The organism is Pseudomonas sp. SBT1-2 (assembly GCF_028640875.1).
GTDB classification, from domain to species: Bacteria; Pseudomonadota; Gammaproteobacteria; order Pseudomonadales; family Pseudomonadaceae; genus Aquipseudomonas; species Aquipseudomonas chlororaphis_I.
The window spans coordinates 66,640-84,647 of record NZ_JAQZAA010000018.1 but is presented as its reverse complement, the minus strand read 5'-3'; the positions used below and the strand labels follow the sequence as shown (position 1 = coordinate 84,647).

The following is an 18,008-nucleotide window of genomic DNA, read 5'->3' as shown; positions in this document are numbered from 1 at the left end:
TGGCCTGCGCAGCAGGCCTCAGGCCGGCGCGTGTTCCTGCATGGCTGCCTTGTAGATCGAGTTTTTCGGCTGGGCGAACAGGCGTTCGAGCATGGGTTCGAAAAAGCTCAGGGGCAGACTGTCGTACTCTGGATCGAATGCCGCGGCGTCGTACTTGGCACAGAATTCGGCGGTCCGCAGATACAGCGGGTGGTCCTTGAATTGCTCGCGCAGGTGCCGGTCCATGCCCAGGTGATGGAAGAAGTAGTAGCCCTGGAAAATCCCGTGCTTCTCCACCATCCACAGGTTCTCGGGGCTGACGAAGGGCTTGAGGATCGCCGCGGCGATGTCCGGGTGATTGTAGGAACCCAGGGTGTCGCCGATGTCGTGGAGCAGGGCGCAGACCACGTATTCCTCATCGCGGCCGTCATGCCAGGCCCGGCTGGCGGTTTGCAGCGAGTGGGTCAGGCGGTCCACCGGGAAGCCGCCAAAATCGCCCTCGAGCAGCTTCAGATGCGCCACGATGCGCGCCGACAACTGCTTGGCATAGGCGCTGAAATCCGCGGCGATGATCGCCCAGTCTTCCTGGGTGCCATCCTTCATGTGGGTGAAACGGGCGTGAGCGTTCATCGGCAATCCTCTTGTTGTTTTTTGCGCAATGATTGGAGTCTATGCCTTGGATCCAATCCTGCACTGGCTGCGCGGGACGGCTTGCTGTCCGGCCAGGCCTAGAACGGCACCTTGCCGGTCAGCATGTCGCGGTACATGACGAAATCGCCCAGAAGGCTGTAGAGCGGATGCTGGAAGGTGGCCGGGCGGTTCTTCTCGAAGAAGAAATGACCGACCCAGGCGAAGCTGTAGCCGGCCACCGGCAGGGCCAGCAGCAACAGCCAGGCGCCTTTGCCGATGGCGAAGGCGAGGATGAAGATCACCAGGGTCGTGCCCACGAAGTGCAGGCGGCGGCAGGTGCTGTTGCTGTGTTCGCTCAGGTAATAGGGATAGAACTCGGCGAAGCTGTTGAATTGCTTGATGTTATCCACGACTGCGATCTCTGTGGTTGTTGTTCTGTCAGCGGGACACTCTGCGGGGAGCTTATTTGAGTCTAGAGTCATCAATGGCTGGGGCCAGTGACAATAGGCGCCACTTTAGTATCCTTGGGAAATCGGCCGTGGTATGCGGCTCATCATGTAAAAGAACCCACCATGAGCGAACGAACGACTTCTGCAAGCTGGGCGATGGGAATTGTCAAAGCTCTGGAGATGGACGGCCTGGATTGCCGTGCATTGTTCAAGCAGATCGGGCTCGACTATGCCGCGCTGGACGATCCGGACGCGCGTTTCCCGCAGGACTCGATGACGCGTCTCTGGCAGCGTGCGGTGGAACAGTCCGGCAACCCGGCGATCGGCCTGAACATGGGCAAGGTGGTGCGCCCGGCCTCTTTCAACGTGGCCGGATATGCCCTGATGTCCAGCCGTACCCTGGCCGAGGGGTTCCAGCGCCTGGTGCGCTACCAGCGGATCATCGCGGAAAGCGCTGATCTGAGTTTCCGGCTTTTACCTGAAGGTTATGCGCTGATTCTGACGGTGCACGGCGATCACCTGCCGCCGACCCGGCAAAGTGCCGAAGCCTCTCTGGCCTGTGCGCTGGCGCTGTGTGGCTGGTTGACCGGGCGGACGCTGCAGCCGCGTCAGGTACTGATGCAGGGGGCGGTGCCGGTCGATCTGGAGCCCTACAAGCAGGCGTTTCATGCACCGCTGGTGTTCAACGCGCCTTACGATGCGTTGATTTTCGAGCGTGCCGATCTGGAAGCGCCATTGCCGACCGCCAATGAAGCCATGGCGCTGCTGCATGACCGTTTTGCCGGTGAATATCTGGCGCGGTTCTCCGAAAGCCGGGTGACGCACAAGGCGCGCCAGGCGCTGTGCCGGTTGTTGCCCCAGGGGGAGCCGAAACGCGAAGCCGTGGCCCAGACCCTGCACCTGTCCCAGCGCACCCTGCAACGGCGTCTGCAGGAGGAGGGCACCAGTTTCCAGACCCTGCTCGACGACACCCGTCGTGAGCTGGCCGAGCAGTACCTGGCGCAGCCGAGCATGACCCTGCTGGAGATTGCCTATCTGTTGGGGTTTGCCGACCCGAGCAACTTTTTCCGCGCTTTCCGTCGCTGGTTCGATGCCACGCCCGGCGAATACCGGGCGCGATTGCAGGAGTCCTCGGTCTTGATCAGTGACGCCAGAATGCCGGAATACACAACACGAATACGGTGATGATCTCCAGCCGGCCGAGCAGCATGCCCAGCGACAGAATCCACTTGGCGGCGTCCGGCAGGGTGGCGAAGTTACCGGCCGGGCCGATGGTTTCGCCCAGGCCCGGGCCGACCCCCGACACCGTACTGGCCGCACCGGTCAGCGCGGTCATCCAGTCCACACCCAGCAGCGACAGCGCCAGGGCGATCACGCAGATGGTGATGGCGAAGAAGAACGAGAAGGTCAGGATCGAACGGACGATTTCCTCGTCGAGGCGGTGACCGTTGTACTTCTGCTTGATTACCGCGCGCGGGTGGATCAGCTGGTTCAAGTTGGCCTTGAGCAGGATGTAGGCGACCTGGAAGCGGAAAATCTTGATCCCGCCGGCGGTCGAGCCGGAACAGCCGCCGACGAAGCCCAGGTAAAAGAACAGCATCAGCGAGAAGTTGCCCCACAGGCTGTAGTCGCCCAGGGCGAAACCGGTGGTGGTGACCACCGAGGTGACGTTCAGCGCGACGTGACGCAGGGCTTCCAGCCAATGCAGCTGGGTGGTCCACCAGTACCAGGTGCCGAGCACCAGCCAGGTCACCAGCAGCATGCCGAGCAAGCCCTGGACCTGCTGGTCCTTGATCAGCGCCCGGCGGTTACCGCGCAGGGTCGCGACGTACAGGGTGAACGGCAGGCTGCCGAGGATCATGACCACCACCGCCACCCAGTGCACCGCCGGTTGCGGCCAGTGCGCCAGCGAGCTGTCGGAGGTGGAGAAGCCGCCGGTGGAAATCGCCGACATCGCGTGGTTGATCGCGTCGAACAGGCTCATCCCGGCCCACCAGAAGGCCAGGCTACCGAGAATGGTGATGCCGACATAGGCCGCCACGATCAGCCGCGCCACCATGTGCGAACGCGGCATGACCTTTTCCGAGCGGTCCGAGGACTCTGTCTGGAACAGGCGCATGCCACCGATGCGCAGCAGCGGCAGGATCGCCACCGCCATGCCGATGAAGCCGATGCCGCCGAGCCAGTGCAGCAGGGAACGCCACATCAGGATGCCCGGCGACATGGTGTCCAGGCCGCTGAGCACGGTGGCGCCGGTGGCGGTGATGCCGGACATGCTTTCAAAGAACGAGTCGGTGTAGCTGATGTGCTGGGTCAGCAAAAACGGCAGGGCGGCGAAGATGCACACCACCAGCCAGCTGGACACCGTCAGCAGGTACATGTCCCGCGGACGCAGGTGCACATGCTCCGGGCGCCCGGGTATCACCAGGGCCAGGCCGGCGATGAAGGTGATCATGCTGGCCCAGAGGAACGACGGCAGGTCGCCGGTGCGCTCGAACAGCACCAGCGTCGCCATCGGAATGACCATGGCGATGGCCAGGGTGATCAGGAAAATGCCGATGATGAAACCAATGATCCGTAGGGTCGGCAACGCCATGAGGTCCGCTCGGGGCTGATAAGGAGGGCGCCATTCTACCTGCGGCGCAGAGCATGTAAACCGGCACCCGGAAGGCACTTATCGGTAGAATGGCCGGACATTTTTTTCAGGAGGTGGCCGATGGAGGCTCTCGACGCATTGCTCAACCGTGTTTCCGTACCGCGTCTGGTGGACCCGGCGCCGACGGCGGCGCAACGCGAAGCGCTGTTCGCGGCGGCATTGCGCGCCCCGGATCACGGCCAGTTGCGGCCTTGGCGCTTTCTGACGGTGGAAGGCGCGGCCCGTGAACAGTTGGGCGAGCTGCTGGTGGAAGCGGTGCAATTGCAGGGTGGCGAAGTGACCCAGGCGGCCCTGGACAAGGCCCGTGCCATGCCGCTGCGCGCGCCGTTGGTGGTGGTTGTAGTGGCCCGCTTGCAGGAGCACGTCAAGGTGCCGAAATCGGAGCAGCGGCTGGCGGCCGGCTGTGCTGCCCACGGCATCCTGCTGGCGGCCTACGCCCAGGGGATCGGTGCGGTGTGGCGTACCGGCGAGCTGTCCTATTCGCCCCATGTGGCCAAGGGGCTCGGCCTGGGCGACGGTGAAGAAATCATCGCCTTCCTGTACCTGGGCACGCCGCTGAACGAGCCACGGGTCGCGCCCAAGGTGGATACGGCGGAGTTCGTCAGTGCCTGGTCAGGCAAGGCCTGATCCTAGAGTTGCAGTGTCGCGGATAGCTAATCGCGGGCAAGCCTCGCTCCTACAAGTTAGTGCCGTTCGCCAGATAGGTGAACGACGCGAGTCTGCAGGAGCGAGCGGGCGGCGATCCGACTTGCCCGCGAAGCTTCTCAGGCCTGGGCAGTAACGTCAGGCACCAACGGCAACTCCAGGCTGGCGATAAAGCCGCCCTGGGGATGATTGTCCAGGGTCAGGCTGCCGCCGTGGCGTTCCGCGGCGCGCCGGGCGATGGCCAGGCCCAGTCCGTGACCCGGCGCGGTCTGGCCCGGGGCGCGGTAGAAGGGTTCGCCCAACTGACGCAAATGTTCGGCTTCCACCCCGGGGCCGTGATCGCGCACGCTGAGCACAATTCGGTCTCCCTGACGTAATGCCCGCACTTCGATCGGCTGTCCGGCCGGGTTGAAGCGCTGGGCATTGCGCAGCAGATTGTCCAGCGCCCGTTCGATCATGGTCGGCCAGCCCTTGAGGCTGAGCGGTGATTCGGCCTGGATCTTCACCGGCTGTTCCGGACAGGCCAGTTGGGCATCTTTCAGCAGGTTGTCGAGCAGGGCATTGAGGTCCACCTCTTCGGCGCTGGCGTTGTCGGCATCGACCCGGGCCAGCACCAGGATTTCGCTGATCAGTGCTTCCAGGCGATCGCACTCACGGGTCAGGCGCGGCCACAGGCGCTCGCGTTCCTCGGCCGTGGCGCGTTCGGCCAGCGCCAGGGCGATGCGCAGGCGCGCCAGCGGCGAGCGCAGCTCATGGGAGACATCGCGCAGCAGCTGGCGCTGGCTGCCGATCAGGCTTTGCAGGCGCGAACCCATGCGGTTGAAGTCCTTGGCCAGCACGCCGAATTCGTCGCGGCGGGCGGCCAGGCGAGCCAGGCTGTTCTGTTGGTAAGTGGTTTGCCCTAGGTCATGCACCGCACCGCGCAAACGGCTGAGGGGGCGGGTGATGGACAGGGTCACCAGCAGGCTGAACAGGGTCAGCACCACCAGCGCGATGGTCAGGGCGCTCAGCGGCCACAGCAGGCTGTCGCGGTGCCAGGCGTCCAGTTCCGGGTGGGGAATGCGATAGATCAGCAGGTAGGTGTCGCCGGTTTTCGGGCTGGTGTATTCGGCGGTCAGGCGCCGCCAGGGCAGGCGCCGGTCATCGTTGTTCTGCCGGGCCTCGAGGGCCGCCGCGCGGCGCGGGAAGGTGCCGCGGACCACCGGGTCGCCAGCTTCGTTCAGCACCTGTACGTTGACGTGGTACTGGTGCTTGCGCTGCTCGAGGATCTCCTGGGCGGCGTCTTCGCCCTGTTCTTCGTAGGTGCGCGTCCACTCCTCGGCCAGGGTATTGAGGCCCGGATGGCGACTGAGGATCCAGGCATCCTGGTTCAGCATATGGCCAAGCAGAATCGACAGCCCTGCAACCAGGGTGATGGCCAGCCAGAAGCTGGCGAGGATGCGCCAGAACAATGAACGCACGGGAAGTCCTCAAACAAGGAAAGCCCAGTGGGGGCGCCACTGGGCTATGGGATAAGCGCTAGAGCATTATTGCGCTTTTTGCGGCTGTTGCGCTTTCCAGGCCTTGAATTCGGCCCATTCGGCGCGGCGCTCGGCGTGTTTCTTCTGGATGGCGTCAAACTCTTTCTGTTGTTCCGGCTTGAGCAGGGCGCGGATATCCGCTTCGGTTTTCTGGCGCTTGGCGGCGATCTCGTCCTTCATGGCCTTCTGGTCGGCCGGCGACAGTTTTTCCAGGTACTTCTGCACTAGCTGCTTGCGCTCGTGCATCTGCTCACCCATCAGCTTGCGAATCTGCTGGCGCTGTTCGTGGCTCAGGTCCAGCTGACTGTAGGGGCCTTTGCCGCGCATGTGTTCGCTGTGGCGCGGGCCATCCATCGGACCCATGGGACCTGCGCCTTCCGGCATGGCCATGGCCACGGTCGGCAGGGCGGCGGCGAACATCAGAGCGATCAGGGTCTTGCGCATGGTGTATCTCCTTGTCTCATTCCCGGTCAGTTCCGGATGTGTGTAGATTACGGAGATCAAGGTCAGCGGCGGTCAGCGGAGGGTAAAGCTTGGGTAAAGACGTTTTTGGCGAAACTGACATAACCCCTGTAGCCGCTGCCGAGCCTGCGAGGCTGCGAACGACCGGTACGGTCGCAGGGACCTTGCGAATGCAGGAGGGCCTGCGGCAGCGGCTACAAGGATCAGGAATCTGTTCAGAGGCTGTAGTAGTAGCCACGGCTGCGCAGGGCGACGATGCGCGGGCGGCCATCGGGGTGCGGGCCGATCTTCTTGCGCAGGTTGCTGACGTGCATGTCCAGGCTGCGGTCGTACAGGGTCAGCTTGCGGCCCAGGGCGATCTGCGCCAGCTCCTGCTTGTCCAGCGGTTCGCCCGGTTGCTTGAGCAAGGCTTCCAGCAGGCGGCTTTCGGAAACGGTGAGGGTGATGTCCTGTTCGTCGATGCTGACCACGCCGCGTACCGGGCTGAAACACAGGTCGCCCAGCTCCATCTGGCTGGACACCGCGGTCGGGTGGCTGCGGCGCAGCACGGCGCGCAGGCGGGCGGTCAGTTCACGCGGATCGCAGGGTTTGGCCAGGTAGTCGTCGGCGCCCAGTTCCAGGCCGAGGATGCGGTCCAGGGGCTCGCCGCGGGCCGAAAGCATCAGCACCGGCAAGTCCGGGTGGTCGTTGCGCAACTGCTTGAGCAGTTCCAGGCCGCTGCCGTCGGGCAGCATCACGTCCAGCACCACCGCCGCCGGAGCGTGGTCGGCCAGGGCGCGCCGGGCGCTCAGGCCATCGTGGCAGGCCCGTACCTGAAAACCTTCCTGGCCCAGCCAACTGGTCAGGAGTTCGCAGAGCTCCTGGTCATCGTCAATCAGTAACAGCTCGCTCATGAATCACTCAATTTAGCCATTGTCGACGCTTCCTATGTCCACCACTGGCGAAGATACCGCAGAGCAGGGCCAATAGCGCTACCCCGGCGCCGGTGACGAACCATTGCTGCTGATCGGTCAGCAGGCGCGGCGCGGAACTGGCCTGGGCCTCGCGCAGTTGCAGCTTGAGGCGCTGGTTCTCCTGGCGCAGGCGGCTTAGCTGGGCGCTTTCGCGCTCGCTGTCGGCGCTCTGCAATTGCCGGGTCAGCTCTTCGCGCTGGTGCTCGCTATCTTTCAGGCGTTGCTGCAATTCGCTGATCTGGTTGCCGGCACTCAGGGACAAAGGCGTGGAATGTCCCGGGTCCGCGGTTTCTTCGGCAGAGGCGCTCGCCCCGATCGTTAACATGACCAACAACAGGCACAACGTAGCTTGGCGCATCGGAACTCCTGATTCCAATCGAGTGTTGGGCAAGTTGTCGGCAGTCAAACGAGAATAATGAGCGATTGAGAGCGCGATGAACCCATAAGGTTCACCGCGCGGGAGAGGATTTACGGCAGGACTTGCTTGAACGGCTTGACCACGACGCTGGCATAGACACCGGCGGCGACGTAAGGATCGGCGTCGGCCCAGGCCTGGGCGGCGCTCAGCGAGTCGAATTCGGCGATGATCAGGCTGCCGGTGAAGCCCGCGGCACCGGGATCATTGCTGTCGACGGCAGGGTGTGGCCCGGCCAGTACCACGCGACCTTCGGCCTTGAGCTGCTGCAACCGCTCCAGATGCGCCGGGCGCGCGGCCAGGCGGTTTTCCAGGGAGTTGGCGACGTCTGTAGCAATGATTGCGTAAAGCATGTCAGTCCTCGGTTTTCGAAGTGGTGGGTTCGGTGTCGTGAAGATGGCGCGACAGGTAGATGCCCTGGCCGACCAGGAACAGCACGGTCATGCCCAGGCTGCCGAAGACCTTGAAGTCGACCCAGATGCTCTGGAAGGTGAAGGCGACGAACAGGTTGGCGGCGCCGCAGAACAGGAAGAAGGCGATCCAGGCGATGTTCAGGCGGGTCCAGACCGGCTCCGGCAGGGTCAGCGCGTGGCCCATGATGCGCTTGATCAGCAGGCGGTCGCCGATGAAGTGGCTGCCGATAAAGGCCAGGGCGAACAGCCAGTTGACCACCGGCGCCTTCCATTTGAGGAAGGTTTCGCTGTGGAAGGCCAGGGTCAGGCTGCCGAACACCAGGCAGGCGACCAGGGTCAGCCACTGGCTTTTCTCCAGTTTGCGCTGGGAGATGAACAGCGCGCCGTATACCACCAGGGAACTGATGATCAACACCGCCGTGGCGCTGTAGATACCGCCTACGGTCAGTTGTTGACCGGCAATGTCGACGACTCGGGGATCGATTTTGTAGACGATGAAAAACAGGAACAGCGGGATGAAGTCGATGAATTGTTTCACAGTGGCAGCCAGAAGCAGGATGTGGCGGCATAATAACAAACATCCATGGCAGCGAAAGCGCCAGCTGACTTGAGGTTGAACAGTCCCGTGAATGTTGATTTGCACTGCCACAGCACGGCCTCCGATGGCGCCCTGGTGCCCGCGGCTCTGGTTGCGCGTGCGTTCGAGAAAGGCGTGCGAGTCCTGGCCCTGACCGATCATGACACCCTGGAAGGCCTCGACGAGGCTCGCCTCGCGGCCCGGGAACTGGGCATGCAACTGGTCAATGGCGTCGAATTGTCCTGCACCTGGGGTGGGGCGACCATTCATGTGCTGGGCTACGGTTTCGACGTCAATGCGCCGTCATTGGTCGAAGCCATCGGCAAATTGCACGACGGTCGCTGGCTGCGTTCCGAAGAAATAAGTCGCAAGCTCGCGCTCAAAGGCATGCCGGGTGCCCTCGAAGGGGCCCGGGCGATCCAGCAGGAACTGGGTGACAGCGGCAATGCGCCGGCCCGGCCGCACTTCGCCGATTACCTGGTGCGCGCCGGTTTCGTGAAGGACCGCGCCGAAGCCTTTCGCAAGTGGCTGGGGGCCGGCAAGCTGGGCGACGTCAAGCAGCACTGGCCGACCCTCGAGGAAACCGTCGAGACGCTACGCGCGGCGGGGGCCTGGGTCAGCCTGGCCCATCCCTGGCATTACGATTTCACCCGCAGCAAACGTCGCCGCCTGATTGCCGACTATATTCAAGCAGGTGGCCACGCGATCGAGGTGGTCAACGGCCATCAACCCGCCGAGCAGGTGGGCAGCCTGGCCATCCTTGCTCGGGAGTTCGGTCTGCTGGTGAGCGCCGGCAGTGATTTTCATGGCCCTGGAGGCTGGTCCGAGATAGGCGAGTATCGCCCTGTTCCGGAGGATCTGCCGCCGCTCTGGTGTCGGTTCAAACATGACCCAATTATTGCCGCCGTCTGAACAGGTAGAGAATGTGAGTCAATTTTTCCAGATTCATCCGGAAAACCCGCAACCGCGCCTGATCAAACAGGCTGTCGAAATCATCCGCTCAGGTGGCGTGGTGATCTACCCGACCGACTCGTCCTACGCCATTGGCTGCCAGATCGGCGACAAGAGCGCGGTCGAGCGCGTGCGGCGCCTGCGGCAACTGGATGACAAACACAACTTCGCGCTGATCTGCAGCGACCTGTCGCAGCTGGGCCTGTTCGCCAAGATCGATACCGGCACCTTTCGCCTGCTCAAGGCTCACCTGCCGGGGCCTTACACCTTCATCCTCAACGCCACCCGCGAAGTGCCACGGCTGTTGCTGCACCCGAAGAAACGCACCATTGGCCTGCGGGTGCCGAGCCATCCGATCGCCCTGGCGCTGCTGGCCGAGCTCGGCGAGCCGCTGATGAGCGTCAGCCTGATCATGCCCGGTGAAACCGAGCCGATGAACGATCCTTATGAAATGCGCCAACTGCTCGAGCATCAGGTCGACCTGATCATCGATGGCGGTTTTGGCGGCATCATGGCCTCCACCGTGATCAACCTGGCCGATGGCGAGCCGGAAGTGATCCGTATCGGCTGCGGCGACCCGGCTCCCTTCATGGTCGAGGCCTGAATGTCCGCAGTGGAACACGTTGACGACCAGGCCGGAGCGCAGCAGGAGCTGCCCTTTGCGATGGTCTACGGCCAGGCGGTCATGGAAATGCCGCTGGACCTGTACATCCCGCCGGACGCCCTGGAAGTCTTTCTCGAAGCCTTCGAAGGCCCGCTCGACCTGCTGCTGTACCTGATCCGCAAACAGAACATCGACATCCTCGACATCCCGGTGGCGGAAATCACCCGCCAGTACATGGGCTATGTCGAGTTGATGCAGTCGGTGCGCCTGGAGCTGGCCGCCGAGTACCTGGTGATGGCGGCCATGCTGGCCGAGATCAAGTCGCGCATGCTGTTGCCGCGCTCGGCCGAGGTGGAAGAGGAAGAGGAAGACCCGCGCGCCGAACTGATCCGCCGCCTGCAGGAGTACGAGCGCTTCAAGGCCGCCGCCGAAGGCATCGACGGCCTGAGCCGGGTCGGCCGCGACGTCATAGTGCCCAAGCTCGACGCCCCGGAAGCCCGGGCGCGCAAGCTGCTGCCGGATGTCGCCCTGGAAGAGGTGCTGATGTCCATGGCCGAGGTGCTGCGCCGGGGCGACATGTTCGAAAGCCATCAGATCAGCCGCGAGGCGCTGTCCACCCGCGAGCGTATGAGCGAGGTACTGGAGCGGCTCAAGGGCGGTGGTTTTGTGCCCTTTGTCGAGCTGTTCACCGCGGAAGAAGGACGCCTGGGGGTGGTGGTGACCTTCATGGCGATCCTCGAGCTGGTCAAGGAATCCCTGGTCGAGCTGGTACAGAATGAGCCTTTCACGGCTATCCATGTGCGGGCGCGAGCCGAATAACGAGCTGAAACAATGAATCTGAATGAACCCCGCGAGCTGGCGCCGCTGCTTGAAGCCTTTCTGTTGGCCTCGGGAAAACCGCAATCCATGGAGCGCCTGTTCGAGCTCTTCGAGGAAGGTGAGCGTCCGGACCCTGCGGTCTTCAAGAAGGCTCTGACCATTCTGGGTAAATCCTGCGAAGGTCGGGCCTTCGAACTCAAGGAAGTGGCCTCCGGTTATCGCCTGCAGGTGCGGGAAAAATTCGCGCCCTGGGTCGGCCGGCTATGGGAAGAGCGGCCCCAGCGTTACTCCCGGGCGATGCTGGAAACCCTGGCGCTGATTGCCTACCGTCAGCCGATCACCCGTGGCGAGATCGAAGATGTGCGGGGCGTGGCGGTCAACAGCCAGATCGTCAAGACCCTGCTGGAGCGCGAGTGGATTCGGGTGGTCGGCTACCGTGACGTGCCGGGCAAGCCGGCGATGTTCGCCACCACCAAGGCGTTTCTCGATCACTTCAACCTGAAAAACCTCGACGACCTGCCGCCGCTGGCCGAGCTGCGCGAGATCGAAACCGAGCCGGTCCTCGACTTCGACGACGCGCCGGTGCCCGCCAGCCTGCAAGCCCTGGCCGACGCCAGTGCCGAGCCGGAAGAACCGAAGGAAGAGACCAGTTTCCACACCTTGCTGCTGGAACTGGACTCGATGGAGGAGGGGATCAAGACCGACTTCGACGACCTGCATCGCGATGGCGCGGTGGATTCGTCCGGGGACGACTTTGTTGCCGACGCCGAGGTTGGCGCCGAGATCGACCCCGAAACGCAAACTCGTGCCGAAGCCGAAGCCGAAGTGCCAGTTGAGCACGACGCGGAGCTTGAAGCCGAGCACGAGGCCGAACTCGAAGCGGACGCAGGCGACGAGCAGGAGCAAGAAGTCGATGACGATGTGCTCGGCGTCGCCGAAGCCCGCGCCAAGCTGCTGGCCGCCGTGGCGGCATTGGAACCGCCGGCTCCAGAGTTGAGCGACGAAGAGGCCGAAGCCCTGGCGCTGGCCGAGGCCATCGAGAACGAAAGACGCGAACAGGAAGACTGATCACGCCACGCTTCTGTAGGAGCGAAGCTTGCTCGCGATGAACGTTGATGCGGTGTGCCAGGCATGTCGCGTCGTTCTCGATCGCGGGCAAGCCGGATCGCCGCCCGCTCGCTCCTACAGGTCAGGCGGCCAAATGTCGGGCTACCACCGGCCAGCGGAAAAACCGGTAGGCCGCCACTTATCGGCTAGTCTCTGATGCGCAACCGGCGTCATGAGCGTATGATTCGCGACCCTTTGGCGATCCCTTCGCCACAAGACCTGTTTTTACTACCGTTCAGGCCACTCAAGCCTGAATCGACACACCGGGAGGTGCCCAGATGAGTGAAGATCAGCAAGACCAACAGGAAATCGGCCCAGCAGGCGAAAAGCTGCAGAAAGTCCTCGCCCGCATCGGCGTCGGCTCGCGCCGCGACGTGGAGTCCTGGATCAGCCAGGGCCGGATCAAGGTCAATGGCAAAGAGGCCACCCTTGGCCTGCGCGTCGACCTGCATGACGCCATCTCCATCGATGGCAAGGTGATCAAGCGCGAAGAAGCGTCCGAATCGGTCCGCCGCGTGATCATGTACAACAAGCCCGACGGCGAGATCTGCACCCGTGACGACCCGGAAGGCCGCCCGACCGTGTTCGACAAGCTGCCGCGTCCACGGGAAGGCCGCTGGATCAATATCGGTCGCCTCGACATCAACACCACCGGCCTGCTGATGTTCACCACCGACGGTGAGCTGGCCAACCGCCTGATGCACCCGTCCTATGAAATGGACCGTGAGTACGCGGTACGTGTGCGTGGCGAAGTCGACGACGAGATGATCGAGCGCCTGAAAGCCGGCGTGATGCTCGAAGACGGCCCGGCCAAGTTCACCGACATCCAGCAGGCGCCCGGTGGCGAAGGTTTCAACCACTGGTACCACTGCGTGGTGATGGAAGGCCGCAACCGTGAAGTACGTCGCCTGTGGGAATCCCAGGGCCTGGTGGTCAGCCGCCTGAAGCGCGTGCGTTTCGGTCCGGTGTTCCTCAACTCCGACTTGCCGATGGGCCGCTGGCGCGAAATGAGCCAGTACGAAGTGGACGTCCTCAGCGCCGAGGTTGGCCTGACGCCGGTGGCACTGCCGCAGCTCAACGCCAAGAGCAAGGACAAGCTGGAGCGCATGCAGCGCAAATCCTCGCGCCCGGTGGGCAAGAGCGAGCGCGTGCGGACCCTGCGTCCGGCCCATGGCGCGCCTGCCGCCGGTGCTCCGCGCCCGTCGCGCGAGCCGCAGATCGAAGGCGAGCGTCCGGGCCGCAAGCCCGCGCCACGCCAGGATGGCGAGCGCGCTCCACGGGCGCCGCGTCCGGCTGCCGGTCGTGGTGAGTCGGGTCGCGGTACGCCAGTGGCGGATCGTCCGAGCGACACCAAGCGCCCGGCCAAGCCAGCGCCGAAGTCCAAGCGTCCGGGCATTGTCCTGGTCGACAAGGATGCACCGTCGGGCAAGCGCCGCGGCGCCCCGGCCGGTTCCGGCCAGCGCCCGGGTTTCGGTCGCCGCAAGCCTGAGTGAGGCAGCCTTGAGCTGCAAGCTGTAGGCAACAAGAAAAAACGCCAACCTCAGGGTTGGCGTTTTTTTTGCGCTTTGGCGCATCGCGAGCAAGCTCGCTCCTACAGAAGAGCGATCCATCCCTGTAGGAGCGAGCTTGCTCGCGATAGCGGAATCGATATCGACACCCTCGTTGGCTCAGAACACGAACCTGCCATCGAACACCGGCTTGTCGTCCAGCGCCAGCACCCCGCTGGCAAAGATCAGGTCCAGGTGATGGCTGCCCTTGGCGCCGCCGCCCAGCCCCAGGTGCAGGCCGCAATGGCGCTCCTCGAACCCCGAGTTGCGCGCGTAGAGGTCTTTCACCCCTTCGTTGGTGCCGATGCCCAGTTCCTCGATGCGTCGGTTGGACGGGTTGGCGTCCAGGTATTTGTTGAAGTCCTCCGCCAGCCCCGGCACATCGGTGGCGATGCGGCTGATGGTGGAGTTCTCGATCCACAGTTCCAGCGGCGATTGCAGCACGCCGTACTTGCGCGCGAAGGGGATGGTGCCGAGGAAGGTGCCGACGAATTTTACCCGGCCATTGATGGCCTCGCTGTGGCTGGCGATTTCTCCGGGCGCCAGGTCGTAGTTGCCCACGCCGTTGATGTTGGTCCACTTCTTGATGCTGTCCAGCGGCGCTTCGAAGTACGAGCCGTGGTCGTCGCGAAAGCTCAGGGTGGTGGCCTCGGACATATGCTGGATCAGGGTCGCGTTGAGCTCGGCGATGCGTTGCGGCTCGATGCTGAAGGTGTCGTAGAAGTAGTCGCCGTAGTCCTTGAACAGCAGCGATTTCTTCCAGTTTTCGGCCATCACGCCCTGCAGCGCCTGGATGAATTCCGGGCCTTGCGGGCGGGGCGGCGAGAGGGTGGAGGAGTCGTAGAAGAAGATATACAGATCGCAGTCGGCGATGGCCTGGGTCAGGACCGAGGTGGGTTCGAGGTCGAGGCGCAGGGCGGTGAAATGGAAGGGTTCGCCGGCCTGCTCGATGATGGCGGCGCTGGTGGCGGTGTACTCGGTGGTGTGGCCGATCAGGACCCTGGCGCTCTGGCGGTCGGCCAGGGCCGGATGGTGTTCGAGGTAGTAAAGGAAATGCCGGATGGCAGCGGTGTTGTCCATGGATCCTCCCTGACGGACAGCGAGTGGAGGCAGGGGCGACCGCCGGGCCGCTCCTGCCTGATGGCCGTTTTTACAAAGGCCACATCGCCGTGCCGAACGGTACTACCGCATCGGCCTGCATCATTTCCACCGCGGCCTCGTGGGTCGCTGCTTCAAACCAATCGTCCAGTTGCAGTTCAGTGTCCAAGTCTTTTTCCAGTGCTTGCATCGTGAATCTCCTAGATGACTTTTCGGATAAAAGCAGTCGGTGAGACGGCTCGGGTGTTCCACGGGGAGTGCTTGAAAACCCCAGCTGCTTCAACGTGGCCGCTCGGCTTGCCGGGGGTGTGGTCCGGCAAGTGGCTGGAAACCTAGTCCAGGGTTTTTTGAAATGCAAAAAAATAATTGAAATATTTTTATTGAACTTTTTGTTCTGTTTTTGTGTTGAAAAATTATCAAGAAAAAACAAAAAGCTGAGCGAACAGACAGATAAAAAACCGCTGGCCGTCAATTTGCAGTCGCCGCGGATGCCGATCTGAAGTGGAAAAAATACGTTCCACTCTGTAAAGAAATGCTGACGAAAAACCCGCTATCGAGTCATGGAATCGAGCCTCGTCCAGCGCTGTAAGAAAAACCTTCCGGCGCTGCCTGGATATTGCCCGCCGCCGGGCTCCAGGCCGCTTGTTCCGCGGCCTCAAGGCGGGTGTGATGCAGCCCATGCCTGTGTGCAGGTGCATAACAAGAAGGAGGCGCAATGTACGCCGTGGCTCACCTCAACCGATTCCCACCGAAGGACGATCCCTGTCGTACCTTCGTCGACGACCCCGATGGGTCTGTCCCGAACCTTGCCGCCGATGCCAAGCATCGAGCAGGCCCCGTGCGATTCCGGCCCCCGACGCGCTGATAAGCCGCGTCTGGCGGCAGGGAGTCAGGGGTGTACAATGCGCGGCGTTTTAACTGTGACCCAACTGCGTATCCGCGCATTTTGCGCCCCAACGACTGCTTTCGACGCATGACGAGCCCTGGCTCGAATGCTCGAGACACGCTCCCAAGGCCAATAATCTCAAGGCTATCCGCCTTGTTCACTCCGCCGCGTCACAAGCGTGGTGGGTTCGATTTCGTCACAGATAAAAACAAACAGGTGACGCATGACCGTTAAACAAACGCTGAACTCCTGGTGCCTGCGCTGGGGTTTGATCCGCGCTGCTTAAGCCTGCTGTCGGCTGCAACGTCTATCGAACATCATCAAACCTTGCGTGAGACCCTTTTCATGAGTGGACAAAACTCGCATTCAGGCGAGCTGAAACGCGGCCTGAAAAATCGCCATATTCAACTGATTGCCCTGGGTGGCGCGATCGGTACCGGATTGTTCCTGGGCTCCGCTGGCGTGCTCAAGTCGGCCGGGCCGTCGATGATCCTCGGCTATGCCATCTGCGGCTTCATCGCCTTCATGATCATGCGCCAGCTCGGCGAGATGATCGTCGAAGAGCCGGTGGCCGGTTCCTTCAGCCATTTCGCGCACAAGTACTGGGGCGGTTTCGCCGGTTTCCTGTCGGGCTGGAACTGCTGGATTCTGTACATCCTGGTGGGCATGTCGGAGCTGACCGCGGTCGGCAAGTACGTGCACTACTGGTGGCCGGATGTGCCGACCTGGGCCTCGGCCGCGGCGTTTTTCGTGTTGATCAACCTGATCAACCTGGCCAACGTCAAAGTCTTCGGTGAAGCCGAGTTCTGGTTCGCGATCATCAAGGTGGTGGCCATCGTCGGCATGATCGCCCTGGGCAGCTACCTGCTGGTCAGCGGTCACGGCGGCCCGCAGGCCTCGGTGAGCAACCTGTGGGAACACGGCGGGTTCTTCCCCAATGGCGTCAGCGGCCTGGTGATGGCCATGGCGATCATCATGTTCTCCTTCGGTGGCCTGGAGATGCTCGGCTTTACCGCGGCCGAGGCCGACAAGCCGAAGACCGTGATTCCCAAGGCCATCAACCAGGTGATCTACCGCATCCTGATTTTCTACATTGGTGCCCTGGTCGTGCTGTTGTCCCTGACCCCGTGGAACAGCCTGCTGGAGACCCTGAACGCCTCCGGCGATGCCTACAGCGGCAGCCCGTTCGTCCAGGTGTTCTCGATGCTGGGCAGCGACACCGCGGCGCACATCCTCAACTTCGTGGTCCTGACCGCGGCCTTGTCGGTGTACAACAGCGGCACCTACTGCAACAGCCGCATGCTGCTGGGCATGGCCGAGCAGGGCGACGCGCCGAAAGTCCTGGCGAAGATCGACAAGCGCGGCGTGCCGGTGATGTCGATCCTGGCCTCGGCGCTGGTGACCTTCGTCGCCGTGGTGCTCAACTACCTGATCCCGCAGCACGCCCTGGAGTTGCTGATGTCGCTGGTGGTCGCGACCTTGGTGATCAACTGGGCGATGATCAGCTACTCGCACTTCAAGTTCCGCCAGCACATGAACCGCACGAAACAAGCGCCGCTGTTCAAGGCGCTGTGGTACCCCTACGGCAACTACATCTGCCTGGCGTTCGTGGTGTTCATCCTCGGCATCATGCTGATGATCCCGGGCATCCAGATCTCGGTGTACGCGATTCCGGTCTGGGTTGCCTTCATGTGGGTCTGCTACGGCATCAAGAACAAGCGCAGCGCGCAGCACAGCCTGCAGGCGGCCAACGCTTCGCTGAAGTGACACCCGCGCAATAACGGAAAACCCGGCTTCGGCCGGGTTTTTTGTGGGCGCTGCAAATCCGCAGGCGCGGTATCCTGAACGCCCTGAAAGCGGATTCCTTTTCCATGCTGGTGATTTCCAACAACGTGCATCTGCCGGATGCCGAGATCGAGTTGACCGCCATTCGCGCGCAAGGCGCGGGTGGGCAGAACGTCAACAAGGTTTCCAGCGCGGTGCACCTGCGTTTCGACATTCCGGCCTCGTCCCTGCCGCCGTTCTACAAGGAGCGGCTGCTGGCGCTGCGCGACAGTCGCATTACCAGCGATGGGGTGATCGTCATCAAGGCCCAGCAATACCGGACCCAGGAACAGAACCGCGCCGATGCCCTGGAGCGCCTGGTGGCGTTGATCCTCGACGCGATCAAGGTGGAGAAGAAGCGCCGCCCGACCAAGCCGACCCTGGGCTCGAAGACCCGGCGCCTGGAATCCAAGAGCAAGCGCGGCAACATCAAGGCCGGCCGCGGCAAGGTCGACTACTAGGCCCTGTACGAC

Annotated in this window: 20 protein-coding genes; 9 read left to right on the top strand and 11 right to left on the bottom strand. The window is 62.8% G+C overall.

Features of this window, described 5'->3' with window-relative positions; all coding sequences use genetic code 11:
* Positions 1 to 18: 18 nt before the first annotated feature.
* Together PVZ78_RS01895 and PVZ78_RS01890 are read right to left on the bottom strand one after the other, a co-directional pair.
* Positions 19 to 609, bottom strand: a complete 591-nt coding sequence (locus PVZ78_RS01895) for an HD domain-containing protein (protein WP_009047650.1) — start codon at positions 607 to 609, stop codon at positions 19 to 21.
* Positions 610 to 707: 98 nt separating this feature from the next.
* Positions 708 to 1,019, bottom strand: a complete 312-nt coding sequence (locus PVZ78_RS01890) for a DUF962 domain-containing protein (RefSeq protein ID WP_007929744.1) — start codon at positions 1,017 to 1,019, stop codon at positions 708 to 710.
* A gap of 162 nt (positions 1,020 to 1,181) precedes the next feature.
* Here PVZ78_RS01890 and PVZ78_RS01885 point away from each other — a divergent pair, with 162 nt between their 5' ends.
* Positions 1,182 to 2,243 carry an AraC family transcriptional regulator gene (locus tag PVZ78_RS01885; protein WP_009047651.1) on the top strand — a complete coding sequence of 354 codons (1,062 nt, stop codon included), beginning with the start codon at positions 1,182 to 1,184 and terminating at the stop codon, positions 2,241 to 2,243.
* On the opposite strand, the gene PVZ78_RS01880 is transcribed toward PVZ78_RS01885, so the two are convergent.
* Positions 2,200 to 3,654, bottom strand: a complete 1,455-nt coding sequence (locus PVZ78_RS01880) for a TrkH family potassium uptake protein (RefSeq protein WP_009047652.1) — start codon at positions 3,652 to 3,654, stop codon at positions 2,200 to 2,202. The genes PVZ78_RS01885 and PVZ78_RS01880 overlap by 44 nt on opposite strands.
* A 120-nt stretch (positions 3,655 to 3,774) precedes the next feature.
* Here PVZ78_RS01880 and PVZ78_RS01875 point away from each other — a divergent pair, with 120 nt between their 5' ends.
* Complete coding sequence (locus PVZ78_RS01875; RefSeq protein WP_009047653.1) at positions 3,775 to 4,341, top strand: nitroreductase family protein; 567 nt, start codon at positions 3,775 to 3,777, stop codon at positions 4,339 to 4,341.
* 137 nt (positions 4,342 to 4,478) lie between these two features.
* On the opposite strand, the gene PVZ78_RS01870 is transcribed toward PVZ78_RS01875, so the two are convergent.
* The 6 genes from PVZ78_RS01870 to PVZ78_RS01845 all read right to left on the bottom strand — a co-directional run bounded on the left by PVZ78_RS01870 (position 4,479) and on the right by PVZ78_RS01845 (position 8,660).
* Positions 4,479 to 5,819 (bottom strand): sensor histidine kinase, encoded by a 1,341-nt coding sequence (locus PVZ78_RS01870; RefSeq protein WP_041987069.1) that lies wholly within the window; start codon positions 5,817 to 5,819, stop codon positions 4,479 to 4,481.
* A 66-nt stretch (positions 5,820 to 5,885) separates the two neighbouring features.
* Positions 5,886 to 6,323, bottom strand: coding sequence for a Spy/CpxP family protein refolding chaperone (locus PVZ78_RS01865; protein WP_016702278.1), 438 nt, complete (start codon positions 6,321 to 6,323; stop codon positions 5,886 to 5,888).
* A 233-nt stretch (positions 6,324 to 6,556) separates the two neighbouring features.
* Positions 6,557 to 7,234 (bottom strand): response regulator transcription factor, encoded by a 678-nt coding sequence (locus PVZ78_RS01860; protein WP_009047656.1) that lies wholly within the window; start codon positions 7,232 to 7,234, stop codon positions 6,557 to 6,559.
* 7 nt (positions 7,235 to 7,241) lie between these two features.
* Positions 7,242 to 7,652 carry a translation initiation factor 2 gene (locus tag PVZ78_RS01855; protein ID WP_273828153.1) on the bottom strand — a complete coding sequence of 137 codons (411 nt, stop codon included), beginning with the start codon at positions 7,650 to 7,652 and terminating at the stop codon, positions 7,242 to 7,244.
* Between the two features lie 110 nt (positions 7,653 to 7,762).
* Positions 7,763 to 8,062 carry a YciI family protein gene (locus PVZ78_RS01850; RefSeq protein ID WP_009047658.1) on the bottom strand — a complete coding sequence of 100 codons (300 nt, stop codon included), beginning with the start codon at positions 8,060 to 8,062 and terminating at the stop codon, positions 7,763 to 7,765.
* Between the two features lies 1 nt (position 8,063).
* Positions 8,064 to 8,660 carry a septation protein A gene (locus PVZ78_RS01845; RefSeq protein ID WP_009047659.1) on the bottom strand — a complete coding sequence of 199 codons (597 nt, stop codon included), beginning with the start codon at positions 8,658 to 8,660 and terminating at the stop codon, positions 8,064 to 8,066.
* Positions 8,661 to 8,747: 87 nt separating this feature from the next.
* Here PVZ78_RS01845 and PVZ78_RS01840 point away from each other — a divergent pair, with 87 nt between their 5' ends.
* From PVZ78_RS01840 to rluB, 5 genes are all read left to right on the top strand, one after another.
* The gene (locus tag PVZ78_RS01840) at positions 8,748 to 9,611 is read left to right on the top strand and encodes a PHP domain-containing protein (protein WP_110177063.1); all 864 of its coding nucleotides are present in this window, start codon (positions 8,748 to 8,750) and stop codon (positions 9,609 to 9,611) included.
* A gap of 13 nt (positions 9,612 to 9,624) precedes the next feature.
* Positions 9,625 to 10,254, top strand: a complete 630-nt coding sequence (locus PVZ78_RS01835) for an L-threonylcarbamoyladenylate synthase (protein WP_009042694.1) — start codon at positions 9,625 to 9,627, stop codon at positions 10,252 to 10,254.
* A gap of 120 nt (positions 10,255 to 10,374) precedes the next feature.
* Positions 10,375 to 11,073: a segregation and condensation protein A gene (locus tag PVZ78_RS01830; RefSeq protein ID WP_172667002.1), complete on the top strand. Its 699-nt coding sequence runs from the start codon at positions 10,375 to 10,377 to the stop codon at positions 11,071 to 11,073.
* Between the two features lie 12 nt (positions 11,074 to 11,085).
* Entirely contained in the window at positions 11,086 to 12,141 is a 1,056-nt protein-coding gene (scpB, locus tag PVZ78_RS01825; RefSeq protein WP_016702276.1) for an SMC-Scp complex subunit ScpB, read from the top strand.
* A 317-nt stretch (positions 12,142 to 12,458) separates the two neighbouring features.
* On the top strand, positions 12,459 to 13,673 hold the full coding sequence (rluB, locus tag PVZ78_RS01820; RefSeq protein ID WP_016702275.1) for a 23S rRNA pseudouridine(2605) synthase RluB: 1,215 nt from the start codon (positions 12,459 to 12,461) through the stop codon (positions 13,671 to 13,673).
* 174 nt (positions 13,674 to 13,847) lie between these two features.
* Here rluB and PVZ78_RS01815 read toward each other — a convergent pair whose 3' ends face one another.
* Together PVZ78_RS01815 and PVZ78_RS01810 are read right to left on the bottom strand one after the other, a co-directional pair.
* A complete protein-coding gene (locus PVZ78_RS01815; protein WP_009047664.1) occupies positions 13,848 to 14,807 on the bottom strand; it encodes a hypothetical protein in 960 nt (319 codons plus the stop codon).
* Positions 14,808 to 14,877: 70 nt separating this feature from the next.
* The gene (locus PVZ78_RS01810) at positions 14,878 to 15,015 is read right to left on the bottom strand and encodes a hypothetical protein (RefSeq protein ID WP_007930088.1); all 138 of its coding nucleotides are present in this window, start codon (positions 15,013 to 15,015) and stop codon (positions 14,878 to 14,880) included.
* A gap of 1,041 nt (positions 15,016 to 16,056) precedes the next feature.
* Here PVZ78_RS01810 and PVZ78_RS01805 point away from each other — a divergent pair.
* On the top strand, positions 16,057 to 17,478 hold the full coding sequence (locus tag PVZ78_RS01805; RefSeq protein ID WP_273828152.1) for an amino acid permease: 1,422 nt from the start codon (positions 16,057 to 16,059) through the stop codon (positions 17,476 to 17,478).
* Positions 17,479 to 17,582: 104 nt separating this feature from the next.
* A complete protein-coding gene (arfB, locus tag PVZ78_RS01800; protein WP_029526192.1) occupies positions 17,583 to 17,996 on the top strand; it encodes an alternative ribosome rescue aminoacyl-tRNA hydrolase ArfB in 414 nt (137 codons plus the stop codon).
* Positions 17,997 to 18,008 lie beyond the last annotated feature (12 nt).